Consider the following 16,707-nt stretch of genomic DNA (forward strand, 5'->3'; position numbering starts at 1 on the left):
CCTATGTCAGGCTCGCATCGCCTTTTGTTCTTGTAGGTGCTCAGATAACTGAGCTGCTAATTGCTCTGGTCCACCTGAGTATTGAGATAAATTCTTGTTAACCACAGACTCCGGCATACTGGCGTTTGCACAGGTATCACTCGATTGGGTCCAAACGGTGATGTTGTTTGCCTGTACTTGCTCAATCCCAGTGCTTCCGTCATCTCCCATTCCGCTAAAGATAATCACCCCGCAACGCTCTCGGTAGATGCTGGCCGCTGCCACGACCACATCGTCAATACATGGAGCGTAGGGCGGTGTCCATGCCTTATCTAACACATCAACATAACCTTCGTTATCGAACACGACTTGCGAGCCGATGGGTGCAATATAAATTTTGCCAGACTCAATTTTCGTTTTCGTTTCAATGATGGTTGCTCTAAACGCTGTTTGCGTATCTAAAATGTTGCTGAGAACCGGCAAGAAGTTCTCATCAATGTGCTGAGCTAACACAAACGCTGTATCGATGCTGCCAGGTACCGCTTGTAAAAAACGCTTTACCGCGGCAGGACCACCAAGAGATGCCCCAAGCACCCAAAGATTTTGCTGCGGGCCTGAGGGCTTTTCTGGTTCCTTTGGCTCATCAGACTCCACGGCTTCGAATTGCATGTCAATCGCAGTGTCGTCAAGCAAGGGGATATCTATTTGGTCGTCAAACTCCGCACCTTGTTCGCTGTCTGTATGAGAACTTAGCGACTGCTCTTGGTTTGACGCGCTCTCAACGGGCTCAAATTCTTGCTCGCTGAAATCAAGATCAAAATCGTCTCCAGAAAATTCATCCGAAAGTTCCGCAGGTAATTCTCTTGGAAACGCCTCATCGACCGGACTATTGACGGAACTATTGCTAGAAGACGTGGTGTCGTCATCTGAAAAATCCAGGTCGTCAGCCGACCATTCCAACTCGTTTTCAGACGCCGTTTCAGGCTCAACCGACTCTAACTCAAGCGGCGAGTCATTGGGTGTTGTTTGCTGTGTTGGCGTTTCCCGTGTTGTTGCGTGCTGCGTTGTTTCCTGTTGTTCAGCAGAGGGTAACTCTTCTAAGTCAAAAGAATCCGATAAGCTGTCTAGGTCAGGCGCTTCGAACTCAATGCCGCCATCCAAAATATCATCAGCTCCACTCGAAGGGTCTTCTAAGCTGATTGAATGATCGTCTGCCGGTGCAACATCAGCACTGTTACTGTCTAGGTCAGACTCTTCGTCTAATAATTCATCCAACGTCCAATCTAAATCATCTTCGCTGGTATTCGATTGCTCGTCCTGATTCGTGGTCGATGAACGTTCACCACTTTCATCCGACGATTCATCACTGAACTCAAGATCAAACTCTAAGTTAACTTCTTGATCGCTGACCACTAACGAGTCTTCAGCACCAGTATCGCCTGTGTATAATTCGTCTTGGTTATCGTGTTCTGTGGTTAGGTGTTCTGAGGTTAGATTTTCTTCGTCATCGATTTCAAAAGAAAGATCTTCATTCGATTGCTCATTAGACAAGCTGGATAATTCATCGTTGTTATCCGAGAAAGTCGTATTATCGTCGGCGCTTACGTCACTTGTTGAATCGTCAAAGTCAAAGTCACCTAAATCGCTCGCGTCCCAATCAAGATCTGAGTCATCAGGCTCGGGATCATCAAACGCAGATGGTTGTAGCTCATCATCTGCGAAGCCAAATTCCATGGTCATCTCTGACTTTTCTTGCGGCTCTGACGCGTCGAAAGATAATGCTTCACTGTCGTCGTCTTTTGTCTCTGCCGAGATAGATGAGTCATTGGACCAGTTTTCTAGATCAGTAGATTCAGAGTCAGTAGCTTCCGTTTCACTACTTTCAGACTCAGTGAATTCAAGATCATGCGACTCTAAGTCATGACTTGCCGAATCTTGTTTAGGAATATCATCCGCTGCTGAGTCATCTAGTTCAAAGTCACCTGTTTCTAACTCATCGCTCTCAAAATCAATGTTCTCTATCTCCAATCCACCTGACGACATGCCATCTGAACCGTCTGATAGATCAAAGCTGTTGTCTTCGAGACTCAGATCGTCGGTAATAGATTCTTGGTGGTCAGATTCATTTAAATTAGGATCATTTAAACTAGAATCATTTAAATTAGAATCATCGAAACTGGACATTTGGAAATCTGAATCATCATCCAAAGACAATTCATTCACGGATTCTTCAGTGTTGCTCGATGCTGTGTTGCTAAAAGGATGGTCTTTTTCATTCGAGCCATATTCGTTTTCATTCGAGCCATGGTCGTTTTCATTCGATAGATGCTCGCTTTCGCTCGGTGCTCGTTCAAAATCAAAGTCGAGGTCGTCGCTTAAGCTATTCTCTTCCGAAGTCTCATTACCGCCGAACGCATCCGTTGTTTGTGTCTGTGGTTTTGAATCTTCAGCTAAATGTTCAAGTTCTGCTTCATCGGCAATCTCAAATGAATCGCTTGTGCTCGATTCTTGATCATCCGCTTTTTCTTGATGAAAGCTATCCAGTTCACTCTCAAAATTGTCAAAAGAGTCAGCAAGTTCATCCGCGATTGACTCAATGGGATCGGTTAAAGAATCCATCTGGTCGGCCGGAACATCTTTGGCAAAATCTAGAAGTGTTGAACTTAAATCTTCGGTTGCTTGTTCTAATCGAGAAACCGATGCTTCCGTCTCTTCGGTAGGTAACGGAGTATGAATCTCCGATGTATCTGAATGTTCCGCTTGATTTTCAACAGTCTCATGAGCAGGGTGTTCTAATGACGACTCACTCTCTGGCTCTTCTTGTTGATACTCAAGGCCAGCCATTTCAAACAAGCGCTCAATTTGCTTTTCCACCCAAAAGTCTGGGTGGCTTTGCTTAGCCAAAGAGCCTCGCTCATAGAAAAACACCGGCACACGAGACTGATCTAACAGATCATCAAGTGAGTCAGTCCAGTCTTCGTCTTCAATGTCAAGGAGCCATACATTCAAAGAATCATCGCTGATATGATCCAGCGAGATGTCGCTCGGCTGTAATTGCTCAGCAATCGCAACCGAGTGTTGTTTCAATAACTGTACGTATTGATCCGTTTCATCGCCTCCCGATGAGATCAATCCTATAGATAACCTGTCCTTGCTTGTCATTACTGCTTACCGGGTAATAAAGACTCTATTGTTTGTAATAGATCCACTTCGTTATAAGGTTTACCCATGTATCGATTAACGCCTATCGACTCAGCACGCTCTCTGTGTTTTTCACCAGTTCGAGAGGTGATCATGATAATTGGAAGTTCTTTCAACTTGTCATCGTGTCGAATAATGGTCGCTAATTCGAAACCGTCCATTCGAGGCATTTCGATATCCAGCAACATAACATCAGGTTTGGTGTCAGACAGCACATTCAGGGCATCAACACCGTCTTTAGCCAATACGACTTCGTAGTCATGTCGCTGCAATAAACGCTGGGTAACTTTTCGTACCGTAATCGAGTCATCCACCACCATAACTGTTGGAACGCGATCTTCGTAAGACGTATCGTCGCTCTCCATATCTGCGGTAATGGTTGCGTCGGCGCGTCGAGTCAATGCTGGCACGTCTAAAATCAATACAACACGACCATCCCCAAGAATGGTTGCGCCTGACAAGCCGCTTAATAAACTTAATTGCTGGCCAACCGATTTTACAACGATCTCACGAGAACCCATGAGTTCATCGACTTGTACTGCCGTCGGGTGTTCTGCACCGTGTAGTAGTAAGACAGGTAATGGCTTGCTTACACCTTCAAGATCGGCTTTGACATTATGGTCGAGCAGATTACCCATATAGCGCATGTGATAAGACATGCCTGCGTACTCAAAGCGAGCATCTGGGTTATCATAGTATTCTTGAATTTCGTACGGACTGACTCGAACGATACCTTCAATGTTAGTTAAAGGCACAGCAAACACATCGTCGCCGACTGAAATCATTAACGCTTGGTTAACCGATACAGTAAACGGTAATTTAACGGTGAATGTCGCGCCTTTTCCGCGCTCCGAGTTGATCTCTACAACACCACCCATCTGCTTAATTTCGCTCGACACGACGTCCATTCCGACACCACGTCCAGATATTTGGGTAACCTTTTGAGCCGTAGAGAATCCCGCTTCAAAAATCATCTGTTGCAACTCATGATCACTAAGCTCTGAGTTTTGAGTGATCAACCCTCGCTCAAGTGCTTTGTTGCGAATGGCATCGATATTTAAACCACGGCCATCATCTTGGATCTCAATGTAAATTTCAGATCCTTCTCGATACAAGCGGATTCTAACTTTACCCGTTTCAGATTTCCCGGCTTGTTGACGTTCTTCTGTACTCTCAATACCATGGTCCATCGCGTTACGGAGCATATGTTCGATTGGAGCGATCATTCGTTCAAGTACAGTACGGTCCATCTCGCCTTCAGCCGCGATGGATAGGTCAACGGCTTTGCCTAATTCGTTTCCGATTTGGCGGACGATACGACGTAATCGAGGAACCAAACTGTCGAAGGGTACCATGCGCGTTCGCATCAACCGCTCCGACATTTCGGTATTTACTCGGCCCTGTTGCAACAATAGGGTTTCAGAGTCAGAGGCAAGATTATCGAGTGACTCTTTCAAACTCGCGATATCCGCTGCTGACTCACCAAGACTCCGCGTCAGTTCTTGCTGTCGGGTATAACGGTCAAACTCTAATGGATCGAACTCTTCATAATCGACACCGGCGACTTCTCGACGATATTCAATCTGAGCGTCTGTTTCGATTTCCATATTTCGAAGCTGGTCTTTCAATCGATCAAGGGCTTGATTCATCTCATCGAGGTTGTATCGAAGCAACGAGATTTGCTGCTCAAGACGTGCTCGGAAAATCGATGTTTCACCCGAGAGGTTCACCAGACTTTCTAATTGATCCGCTGCAATACGAACAACTTCTTGTTGTTTACTACGCCGCGCACCTGCATCAACTGAGGCTTCTTTGTCTTCCGCTTTCTTCTTCTCGAAAGGTACAACTTCAGCCGCCTTAGCAGGAGAGGCGGGCTTGGCTTCGCTCGCCTTCGGTGTATCGACTTTCGCTTCAGTCGGCTTGGCCACTTGAATCGGCGCAGCAGGCTTGCCTTTGATGACCTGCATCAATTCTGTCATGTACGCCGTTGGTGTCGTTAGCATTCGCGATGCACCAACTTCATCAACTAAATGATGAATCACATCGTACCCGCGCATAACGAAACGAATATGCTCGTCGTTGGCTTTTATTTGACCGGCCGACACTTTTTCAAAGAAGGTTTCGAGCTCGTGGGTTAAGTCGCCCAATGCAGTTAAGTCGGATAAGCGAGCGCCACCTTTCAGTGTATGCAGACTTCGCTGAAGTGTTTCGATCGAGCTTTTATTCTCAGGCTCTTTACTCCACACCTGCAGCGCTTCGTCCATATTCTGTAGAATTTCAGCGGCTTCTTCTAAGTAAATCTCTAGAACTTCTTCGCCGTCTTCGTCCAGCTCAACATGCTGAACTTCCGCTTCAACCGGCTCACTAACGTGTTCTGCCACTTCTTCGACCGCTGGAGCGATCTCTGTTTCAACGTCTTGTTCGGTCTCGAGCGTTTCACTGATCTCTTCAGATTCAGTCGCTGAATCAAGCTGCTCACCCGCAACAAGTTTCTTAATGTCATCTAGGAGATCTTGATTGTAATCGTACTGACCATCTTCTCTTAGTTGCTCAATAACGTTGCGGAAGTAATCCAATACCGTGAATGAAAATTCAATATGATGTGGATTAACATCAATGTGCGCACTGCCAATGGCTTCGTATAAATCTTCTAGAGCGTGGGCAATGTTACCTAAATTCATAACCCCAGCCATACGTGCACTACCTTTAAAGGTATGCAAGTTACGCTGCAAATTATTAACTGGCAACAGATCGCCAAGATCTGACTTCCACGACTCAAGATTCGCTTCAATTTCTTCAATCAGCTCATCGGCTTCTTCTAAGAAGAACTCAAGTAATTCATCGTCAATTTCATCTTCAGCTTGATGAACGTCTTCGGGAAGAATTGTTTCTGATACACCTTCAGGCTCTGCTTCAACAGCCTTAGGAGTAATAACCGGCGTAGCATGTTTTTGGTGCCACTGTTTTAATTCCGCAATAAGATCGGAAGGATCAGGAAGTTGATGCTCGACAGCAGCCGTATTCAATAACTCTAATACGCAATCTAAAGCGCGATTTCCTAATTGATAGAAACCTTCATCCAAGGTCGCTTGATCCGGTTTTGAAACATAACTTTCTAAAGCGCTTGCTATTTGCTCAACTTCATCAAGCATCGCCATATTCGCACCGCGTTTTAGCGTATGCATTTCTGCTTGTAGGTTATGTTGCGCTTCTAACGAGCCTTTTTGCTGCCAATGAGTTAGCAATTCTTGCGCTTCAGAAACAATGTCCATGCCTTCAGCCAAGAATATAGCTAATAACTCAGGATCTCGATTAACGGTCGCGACATTACTACTTTCGGTCTCGCCCAGAAGTTGAATAAGCTGTTTTCTTTGCTCTTCAAATGACTCAGCCAGTCCGGTTTTCTCATCACCCAAATAGTGTTGGTTCGACTTAAGTGCCGAAATGCATTTATGTAGGTAATCTCGAGCCAAAGCCATATCAGATTTAAACTGATCGGTTAATGGAATATTTCTTTGTTTATATTCTTTTACAATGGACTCTAGAGGTGCAGCTAAGTCGGCTACTTCAGTGACCTCTGCCATGTGCGCACTGCCTTTCAAAGTATGCATTGCACGCAGCAGTTCATCTGAAGCAAAATCTCGATGTTCTGGCTTCCAATTTTCGACGCAATCGTCGATAACTTCTAAATGACCTTCAGCCTCATTAACAAAAATTTCTAACAGCACCGGATCGATATTTGAACGAACCGATTGACTGGTCGCTTCGCCGATTGAGTATTCTTCTAAATCAGCACTCTCATCAACCGAAAGATCTTCGCTCATCTCTAGCGTCGGGATCTCTTCGTCGGCATCTAAACTTTCGCTAATTTCTAAAACATCATCAACGCCAACCGGTTCTAGTGATTCAGGAAGCTCGTCAATGGTTAATTCGACTTCGTCACTTTCGCTAGGCTCTTCGGCTTGCGTACTTTCTAACTCATCGCCTGTGTCGAGCGTTAACTCACTATCCGTAAACTCAAATGCTTCAGGCTCAGATTCAAATTCAAGAGTTTCAGATGAATCATCTTCTAGCGTCATTCCACCGGAAGTCGTTTCAACATCGTCAGCAGCATCAAGGGAATCATCGAATGATAACTCCATTCCATCTTCATCATCTTGCTGCACGCTTTCTTCGAGAGTAATTGCTTCTTCGGGCAACTCAAGAGAAATTTCATCTTCAGAATCAAAGCTAGGCTCATCATCTAAACTCAAGCTTGGCAATTCACTTGATGGTTCTTCTGCAGACTCTACTGCGAATTCTTCTGATGACTCTTCTTCAATTTGTAAATCGTCAGTTGCCGTGTCTTCAAGAGCCATTGAGTCTTCTGCAACGATAGGCTCATCGACAAGTTCGGGCTCTATGGTCGCGGGTTCTTCAACCGTAACTTCGTCGACCACAGCTTCGTCAACCGTAGTTTGCTCGGGTGCTGCTGCCGGAGGAGTGTACGTTTCTCCTTTGGCAATCGCATGAGCGCGCGCCATAATTTGATCTGGAGTTTCACTAGGAATTTGATTCTTAGAAAAAGCGTCGATAAGTTTCGGCATAAAATCAATGGCGTCGCGCATTACTGCAAAAACATCATTGTTCAATTTTATTGAATCATCCATCACTCGATTGAGCATATTCTCAATCGACCATGCAAGCTCACCGGCTAAACTAGCGCCAACCAATCGACCGCTACCTTTCAAAGTATGGAATGAGCGTCGAATGGTAGTCAGCGATTCTTCATCGTCATGATTTTCTTGCAACAGTGGGAACAATTCATTAATGCTCGCCAACTCTTCTTCGGCTTCTTCTAAGAAGATTTCAAGAACGTCGTCATCAATTAAACTTTCATCATAGGCTTTTTCAGCTGAAGATTGAGAACTAGAGTATTCAACCGGAGCTTTAACAGGAGCGTCGGTCGGAGCTGGCGTTTCAGTGGTAACCGATTGTTGTACCTCTCTTTGTGGAGTAGGTTCAACGGGAGCTTCTTTCGGCTGTTGAGGAATCGGTTTGGCTTTGGCAAGGTCGGCCTCAAGAATTTGTTGGCTTTCTTGAGCAGCGCCAATAACCGAGTCGAATGCTTTAGATCCAATTTCACCGTAATTTTCTAAACAATATTCAACCGTGGTAATGATGTCAGCAAGCGCGTCCATAACCTGTTCTTCAGGCTTATGCTTCTCATGAATCAAACGCTTTTCTACATATTCGTGAGCTTTGTTAAGCAGATCTGAGGCATCGTTAAATCCTACGATTTGTAGACCACCTTGAATTTCAGTTAACAATACAGGAACGTCTGCCACTAATGAGAAATCGAACGACGAAGCAATAAAGTCGACGATTTTTTCTTTCGCTTTCTGCAAATTGCCACGGCTGGCTTTTAATAAATGCAGTTTTGCATCATCAAGTTGTGCTTCTGAAGCGGCTTGATCTTGTTTCGCAGCCAATTCTTCTGGAGTGCTTTCTTCGTTTTGACCAAGCTCTTGGCTCTTGATATTGGCCAAATTCGCTTCAACAAACAGCAGGGCACCGGCGACATCCATTACCACGGCATCTGAAATGTTTTCGCCTGCATCGGCGACTTTCGATAATGTGGTAATTTGCTGTTTGATAACGTCACGAGGAATACCGAGACCCAAGATGCCAAGGGTATCGGTAATTTTTTGTAAACTAGGAATCAATTCGCGAATTTTGTCAGGTGTCTTATTGGTTCCTCGAACAAATAAGTCCAACGTATCTTTGACGTTGATAAGATCATCATTGATCGCACTGACAACGGTTTCAATTGCACCGGCATCAGGACCTTGTAATCGACGACGTTCTTCTTCAACTTCAGAGTCAGAAAGTAGCGACGATGCGAGATTGAACTTCTCTTTAAGTCGCAACACTTTTTCATTCTGCGACTCGGCCTTGGCCACGTAGTAGAGAAGATTTTTTAGTAAATCATCTGGAATAGTATCGTTTAAAGCATCGGCGCCTAGGTCTGCCAAGCGTTTAATGTGACGATCAATTCGACCGAGCAACGCATGTACTGTCGGGTCTTTAAACTGACCTTTTTCGATGATTGAAAACAAAAATCCGTCGGCCACCCACCATAAGTGAGCCACCGGGTGTCCTGACGTTTCTTCTTCAAGTTTCTCCAGAACTTTGTGCATTCGTTGAATGCCTTCTTTAATGTTCTGTCCTTTAATAACGCCCAATAAACCTTTTTGATAATGCGTTCGAAACTTCTTCGCGAGATCGCCAAACTTACCAGCATCCACTTGTTTTTTGCCGGCAGAGGCAGACGGAGGCTCAATACCCGCGATTTGTGGCGCAAAAATGGCGCTTTCAGACACCGGTTTTGCTCCACGAGAGCCACGTAATTCGTTTAATAAAGGAAGCAAGATAACCGGTAGATCACGGCGACCTTCTTGAACTCGATCTAAGTAAGAAGGAAGTTGCAACATACTTGCCATCAATACTTCTAACGCTTTATCACGAGCGACAAACTTACCTTCGGCAATGGCTTCTGCTAAATGCTCCATTTCTTCAGCAAATAACGAGGCACCGTGAAACTCCAACATTTGAAGTGTCCCACGGACTTGATGAAGACAACTGATGCAAAAACGAATTTGCGTTACGTCACTATCGTTTTCTGCAAACGCTTCCAAACCTTGACGGGCTTGATCCAAAGATTTATTGATCTCTTTGCGGACCCAGCTTAATGCTAATTGTTCATTGGTATCGGCCATGCCTGCTCCGTCTTACTTCTACTTTAACCGCCAGCGCGTAAATAAGCTTGGCAGTGTTTGGTGGAAACTTTTTCAATTAGCGGGTGTGATAAATTATTTAATTCACCCGGCCCCAAAATAAGTAACCCACCTGGTGCAAGTCGATTCACAAACTGCTTAACGATTTCTTCACGTCGTGCATTTTGGAAGTAAATAAGTACATTCTGACAGTAAATAACGTCATACAGCTGCTTTGGTGCGGACTCTAACTCTTGAACGTTCGCTTGCACAAAACATGTTCTGTGTCTTAATTGATTCTTCACTTGATAATAACCATCGGCCAAACTATCGAAGTACTCTTCAAGCATGATTGCTGGTACGCTCAATAGCTTCCGTTGATGATAGATGCCTTCTCGGGCTTGAGCCAAAGCAGGAAAACTAATGTCAACGCCAGTCAGACCGAAGTAAAAATTTCGTCCTTGCTTGTCTAACGCAGACGTATTCACTTCACTTAATACCATCGCTAGACTGTAAACTTCTTCACCGGTCGAGCAGCCGACGCTCCACACCTGTGCATTCACCGGCTCGCCACTTTCGACCGCAGTCGCTTTAGAAATCAGTTTTTCAACATGATTTCTGACCAAATCCATTGAAGCTTGGTCACGGAAAAACCGTGTTTCGTGAACCGTGAGTAAATCAATTAAGTTAGCCCATTCAAGTGCCGATCCGACGCCTGAGTCGAGACTGTCAAAATAATCTTGATAACGATCAAAGCCGCGTTCGCGCATCCGTTGTGCTAGGTTAGTCACCAAAAACGACTTTCTGTTTTCTGATAACCACACACCGGTTCTTTGTTCTAACAATTGTTGCCAGCGATAGAACTCTTCTGAGTTCATCTCTGGCAATTGTTCGAAGGCAGCCATAATCGTCGTTAGCTATTCGTTGATTAATAGTTCGGTAGCTTGAAACCAGCAACAGAACCACTTAATTCGTCAGCCAGTTCAGCCAGCTTACCGATGCTGCTTGCTGTGTTTAATGTACCTTGCAACGTCTGATTCGTGATTTCCTGGATGACGTTCATCGTATTCGATACATGGCCCGCAGATGCCGCTTGTTGGCGTGCTGCGTTGGATATGTTTTGGATTAATTCCGCCAAACTAGACGATACTCGCTCGATTTCTTCCAGAGCAACACCCGCGTCTTGTGCTAAGCGAGCTCCGCGCACCACCTCAGAGGTAGACGCTTCCATCGAGATTACCGCTTCGTTAGTATCGGTCTGGATCGTTTTAACCAGTGCTTCAATCTGCTTGGTCGCGTTACCAGAACGTTCTGCCAGTCGCTGTACCTCGTCCGCAACAACCGCGAAACCACGACCCGCTTCACCAGCCATCGATGCCTGGATTGCCGCGTTAAGTGCCAGAATGTTTGTTTGTTCAGAGATGTCGTTGATCAGAGATACGATGTCGCCGATTTCTTGCGATGATTCACCCAGACGTTTAATCCGCTTTGATGTTTCTTGTATTTGCTCACGAATCGTGTCCATCCCGCGAATCGTATTACGTACAACTTCGGAACCTTTCTTAGCGATATCAACCGACTTTTCCGCAACCTGGGTAGATTCAGCGGCGTTGGCAGATACCTGTTCAATCGACACTGCCATTTCGTTGATTGCCGCAGAAGCTCCAGTAATTTCTTGTGCCTGGTTTTTCGACGCTTGTGCCAATTCGTTCGAAATGCCTTGCGTTTCTTCCGTCGCACCCGATAGTCGCGAAACCGATTCGTTGATGGTCGATACCAATGAACGCAGTTGGTCAATGGTATAGTTCATCGCATCCGCTATCGCACCCGTGAAGTCTTCGGTTACCGTTGCGTTGGCTGTTAAGTCACCATCTGCCAGACCTTCCATTTCATCCAGAAGTCGAATGATAGCTTGCTGGTTTCTTTCATTTTGTTCTCTTTCTCTGTCGGCCTGTCCACGAACTTGCTGTTCTTGCACTTTATCCGCGCGACGAATTTGCAAACCTAACAATAATAAGAAGATAAGGACTAACGCACCGCCACCAATAGAGAACCAATAATGACCACTGGTGATATCCAATCGGTCGCCGTGTAGACGATAGGCGTCAGCCAATGTTTTAGATTGCTCAAGCAGTTTATTCGAGCGGTCAAATATTCGAGCCGACGCTTGTTGTACAGTAAATAACGCGTCCGTGTTTCTAATTACATATTCAACTCGGTCTTTTACGCCTTGGAACAAAATCGAAATTTCGTCGAGCGCGGCTCGAGCTTCAGCGTTGTTCACTCGATTGATGCCGAGCATGGCATCACCATTTAACATTCCGTCTAATACGCTACCAAAGGTTTCAACGTCTTGACCGAAGTTCTCTGCTGCGATTGCCGCATCTTCACCGCCTTGTAAAACTTTTTGGAAGCTTCGAATAATCCGTTCTGCGAAGAGAAGCTGTCGAGTTGCATAAAACGTTTGTTCGCCAGATGCACCAGAATCTAGCAATATATCGTTTACGGTATTGTACAAGAACTGCATTTGCGGAACCGTTGCAGACAACTCTGACTGAATGTCATAGAGGGTTGTTACCGTTTCTTCTGACGAAAGAATTTTATCGGCATCTGCATTCACTTGATCCCAAGTATTTTTCAGCGTTTGGAATTCTTGATTTGAAATGTAGCTCGGAGTCGCAGCAATTTTTGTCAGTGGGTTATCACCTTGTTCACTCTCTAATTGTCGAATTAGAAAGTCGAACTGGTCAACCGCAGACTTCAGCTGAACGAACGCGTCGACGTTACCACTCGATGCCTCCGAAGCATTTTTTGCAACCTGCTGCGAGAATACCCGCAGATCCTCAGCTTTTTCCGACCAGCTTTGCACGTTATTGCCAGTACGGTAACCCTGATACAGGTTCACAATGGTTAAAATCAGGAACAACCCGAGAAGCCAAATGACTAACCGGGTGGAACTCCCACCTTCTTGATTTTTGTCTTTTACTGGTGCATTCATAGTTTGATTCCCAACTACGTACTTTAAAAATTGTTAAACTGAACTGCGATTTAACTGCGAGCTTTTACAGCGCCACCTTCATAAAATCCGGGTGCTCGGCCAGCGCATAAGGACTGAATACGCGCCATTCGTCGTCACCTCGTTCGAAGCGTCCCGACAAATACGGCAAGATTGCGTCGTCATCATCGACATTAGCAATTCGCTCACTATCCTCAAAATGCTGTAAGCCTAAGACTTCATCGACAACAATCCCGGAGTTGATACCATTGTGGTTAATCACCAACACTCGTTGTTGTCGCATTGACGATGGTACCTTGCGGCCCAAATAGCCATGCAGATCCATGATAGGAAGCAAAGTACCCCGAATATTTGCTACCCCTTTGACCCACGAACGTGCGCCAGGGACTTTCGTGAATTGAGGCATACGAAGAATTTCTGCCACTTCTTTGAGTGGTGCAACGTAACGGCTTTCGTTGAGTCGAAAGCCCACGCCCGTCCAGAATCGACCCGATTGTTCTGAACGCGGAACAGCTGAAGCGCCGCCATAACTGCGCTGTTCGATATCAGCAAGAATTTCAAACGCGAGATTGTGTGTAGCTTCAACCATTCTATGTTTTTAACCTTTCACAAAACTATGACTGATGCAACTCAAACTAACCCTCTAGTACTGAGTTGATTACTTTCATCAAATTACTTTCTTGAACCGGCTTCGTTAGGTAATCTTTTGCGCCTTGACGCATACCCCAAATCTTGTCAGTTTCTTGATCTTTTGTCGTAACAATGATGACTGGAATGTTAGAGGTTTCTGGATCCTTCTTAAGATGGCGTGTCGCTTGAAAGCCATTGAGACCAGGCATCACCACGTCCATTAAGACTAAGTCGGGTTTCTCTGCTTTCGCGACTTCGATACCAGCCTCGCCATTTTCAGCGGTCAATACCTCGTGACCGTGCTTATCTAAAATACTACTGAGAACATGCGTTTCTGTAGGCGAGTCGTCTACGATTAATACGCGAGCCATGAAAAATCCCCCTCTTACTTCAGGAACTGTGTTAATTCTTTACAAGATACTAAGCAGATTGCTTAGCACCACTAACATGTGAGCGAATTGCATTGAGCAACTCATCTCGACTAAACGGTTTTGTCAAATATTGGTCTGACCCGACTATTCTACCTTTCGCCTTATCAAATAGCCCGTCTTTACTCGATAACATAATCACAGGCGTTGATTGAAAAGCTTTGTTGTTCTTAATTAAAGCACAGGTTTGGTAGCCGTCGAGACGCGGCATCATAATATCGACAAAGATAATATCAGGCTTATGGTCCGCAATTTTTGCTAAAGCATCAAAACCATCTGTTGCGGTGACCACTTCGCAACCTACTTTTTTAAGTAATGTTTCTGCGGTGCGACGGATCGTTTTACTGTCGTCGATCACCATTGCTTTTAAGCCTTCGAAGGAATTATCCATTCACATACCCTCATGGGCAGCCAATTGTTTATGGCACCCACTTATATCATTAATTGAGATATATAACCAACTGTTCACCTACTGTGATTCTGTTTTTACCATAAGTGTATGCATTGATCCACTATGATTTTACTTAATATAGAAGAAGTTAGCTAACAAAGCTAAAGTAAAATCCATTAATTTTGGTATGATAAAAACTCACTAGAGAATGAACCCACTGAACGATATACTGCTTGCCGATATCTACCAACAACCATTGTAAGTTTATCGCTGCCAAAAGGCACGCGGAAACTCATATCGAAGCTGGAGTTTAATCATGCCTAATACCGTTGGCGTTGTCATGGATCCCATTTCTGCGATCAATATAAAGAAAGATAGCACTTTTGCCATGCTTCTGGAGGCAAAAGCCCGTAAACATTCACTTTTTTATATCGAAATGCAAAATTTAATGCTTCGAGACGGTAAACCTTTTGCACTATGTCAGCCGTTAGAGGTTTTTGACGATGCAGAGCGATGGTTTGAACTTGGTGAAGCCGAAGAAATTGACTTAGCCGACTTAGACGTAATACTGATGCGTAAAGATCCGCCATTCAATATGGACTTTGTCTATGCGACCTATGTTTTAGAACGAGCCGAAATAGATGGTTGCTTGGTGGTGAACCGACCCGCTAGTTTACGCGACTGTAACGAAAAACTATTTACCGCATGGTTTCCAGAAGTCTGCCCAACGACCTTGGTTGCGAGCCAGTCGAAAGCCATAAAAGACTTCGTAAATCAGCACCAAGATGTCATTTTAAAACCGCTTGATGGAATGGGCGGGGCGTCGATTTTTCGCGTAAAAGCCGATGATCCAAACACCAATGTAATCATCGAAACGCTGACTGGGCATGGTCAACATTTAGCGATGGCGCAAAAGTTTATCCCACAAATCAGTGAAGGCGATAAACGTGTGCTGGTTGTCGGGGGAGAGCCGATTCCCTATACCTTGGCTCGAATTCCGGCAAAAGGTGAAACTCGTGGTAATCTCGCTGCTGGCGGCAGCGGGGTTGCGATGCCAATCACTGAAAAAGAGCGCGAAATCGCTACAATGCTTGGGCCAGAATTAATGCGTCGCGGTTTATATTTTGTTGGATTAGACATCATTGGTGGGCATTTAACAGAAATTAATGTAACCAGCCCGACCTGTATTCGAGAAATTGATGCGGCTTATCAAACCAATATTGCAGGTAAGCTTTGGGATACACTAGAAACGACATTGGCCGAACGGTAACGCTGACAACAACTTGCACTATGAGTAGCAGAAACTATGGCAGCAAAGTCTGTGGCAGTATAAACAGACGCTAAATAAGTTCATGACATTAACGAAGAAGTAGAACGTTATATGATAGAAAACGGTTTAATCAAACAGCAAGGACCAGAAATTCGCGAGTCAGACCGGCTGACTTTTGCTACCGTCATTGCTGTCGCCTTTCATGCCATGTTATTTCTCGGCATTGTCTTTAGCCTGCCCGATGAAAAAAGCCAACCAGCGTCTCCGGTGATGCAAGTCGTGTTGGCGCAGTACCATGCCGTTGAAAAACCAGAAAAAGCCGATTTTATTGGCCAAGATAATCAAGAGGGTGGTGGGCAAGAGGAGTTATTACAAAGCCCTACAACAACGGAGTTGGCCAAAATGCCAGATCCAACCAAACAAGCGTCTATTTCAGCGGCCCAATCAAGCATTCAAGAACAGCAGCAACCGACCCCAGAGGTTCTGACGGGTGTCGCCGACAATAAAGTCTTTTTAGAGACGCAAGTCGATGCCCCAGAACAATCGGAACAACCGTTACTCGACACCGCCACCTTAATTCAAAAAAGCTATGAGCTATCGGGCTTAAATGCTCAGCTCGACCAACAACATCAGCTGGCGTCGAAAAATGTACGAAAAAGACAAGTATCAGCCGCCATTCATCGCTCGAGCGACGCTCTGTATCTTGATACTTGGCGTCGAAAAATCGAAGAGGTCGGTAACCAAAATTACCCACAATTGGCCAAGCAAAAGAAGATCTACGGTGAGTTGATCCTAAAAGTTGCTGTGAACGCCGACGGAACCATTCGAGATATTACAGTGATGAATAGTTCTGGCCATCAAGTGTTAGACCAAGCGGCCATTCAAATTGTTCGACAAGCCGCGCCATTTGCACCGTTTGATGAATCCATTCGAAAAGATACGGACGTTTTGGAGATTGTTCGTTTATGGCAGTTTCAACCTGGGGATGTGGTCTCAACGCGCTAAACCAATCGCATTGAAAACTTGTAATTTTGCCA

9 protein-coding genes are annotated in these 16,707 nt (G+C 45.0%); 2 read left to right on the plus strand and 7 right to left on the minus strand.

Annotated elements, in window-relative coordinates:
* Positions 1–6 precede the first annotated feature (6 nt).
* The 7 genes from Q9312_RS11685 to pilG all read right to left on the minus strand — a co-directional run bounded on the left by Q9312_RS11685 (position 7) and on the right by pilG (position 14,400).
* A complete protein-coding gene (locus tag Q9312_RS11685; protein WP_309201032.1) occupies positions 7–3,141 on the minus strand; it encodes a chemotaxis protein CheB in 3,135 nt (1,044 codons plus the stop codon).
* Positions 3,141–9,938, minus strand: a complete 6,798-nt coding sequence (locus tag Q9312_RS11690) for an Hpt domain-containing protein (RefSeq protein WP_309201033.1) — start codon at positions 9,936–9,938, stop codon at positions 3,141–3,143. Before Q9312_RS11690 ends, Q9312_RS11685 begins: the two co-directional genes overlap by 1 nt.
* A gap of 23 nt (positions 9,939–9,961) precedes the next feature.
* Entirely contained in the window at positions 9,962–10,840 is an 879-nt protein-coding gene (locus Q9312_RS11695) for a CheR family methyltransferase (RefSeq protein WP_309201034.1), read from the minus strand.
* A gap of 23 nt (positions 10,841–10,863) precedes the next feature.
* Complete coding sequence (locus tag Q9312_RS11700; protein WP_309201035.1) at positions 10,864–12,933, minus strand: methyl-accepting chemotaxis protein; 2,070 nt, start codon at positions 12,931–12,933, stop codon at positions 10,864–10,866.
* Positions 12,934–12,997: 64 nt separating this feature from the next.
* Positions 12,998–13,540, minus strand: a complete 543-nt coding sequence (locus tag Q9312_RS11705) for a chemotaxis protein CheW (protein WP_309201036.1) — start codon at positions 13,538–13,540, stop codon at positions 12,998–13,000.
* Positions 13,541–13,586: 46 nt separating this feature from the next.
* The gene (gene pilH, locus Q9312_RS11710; RefSeq protein WP_144392326.1) at positions 13,587–13,952 is read right to left on the minus strand and encodes a twitching motility response regulator PilH; all 366 of its coding nucleotides are present in this window, start codon (positions 13,950–13,952) and stop codon (positions 13,587–13,589) included.
* Positions 13,953–14,001: 49 nt separating this feature from the next.
* Positions 14,002–14,400: a twitching motility response regulator PilG gene (gene pilG / locus Q9312_RS11715; RefSeq protein WP_309201037.1), complete on the minus strand. Its 399-nt coding sequence runs from the start codon at positions 14,398–14,400 to the stop codon at positions 14,002–14,004.
* A gap of 316 nt (positions 14,401–14,716) precedes the next feature.
* Here pilG and gshB point away from each other — a divergent pair, with 316 nt between their 5' ends.
* Both gshB and Q9312_RS11725 read left to right on the plus strand, forming a co-directional pair.
* Complete coding sequence (gshB, locus tag Q9312_RS11720) at positions 14,717–15,670, plus strand: glutathione synthase (protein ID WP_309201038.1); 954 nt, start codon at positions 14,717–14,719, stop codon at positions 15,668–15,670.
* A 111-nt stretch (positions 15,671–15,781) separates the two neighbouring features.
* A complete protein-coding gene (locus Q9312_RS11725; RefSeq protein WP_309201039.1) occupies positions 15,782–16,675 on the plus strand; it encodes an energy transducer TonB in 894 nt (297 codons plus the stop codon).
* Positions 16,676–16,707 lie beyond the last annotated feature (32 nt).

Source organism: Pleionea litopenaei (assembly GCF_031198435.1).
GTDB classification, from domain to species: domain Bacteria; phylum Pseudomonadota; class Gammaproteobacteria; order Enterobacterales; family Kangiellaceae; genus Pleionea; species Pleionea litopenaei.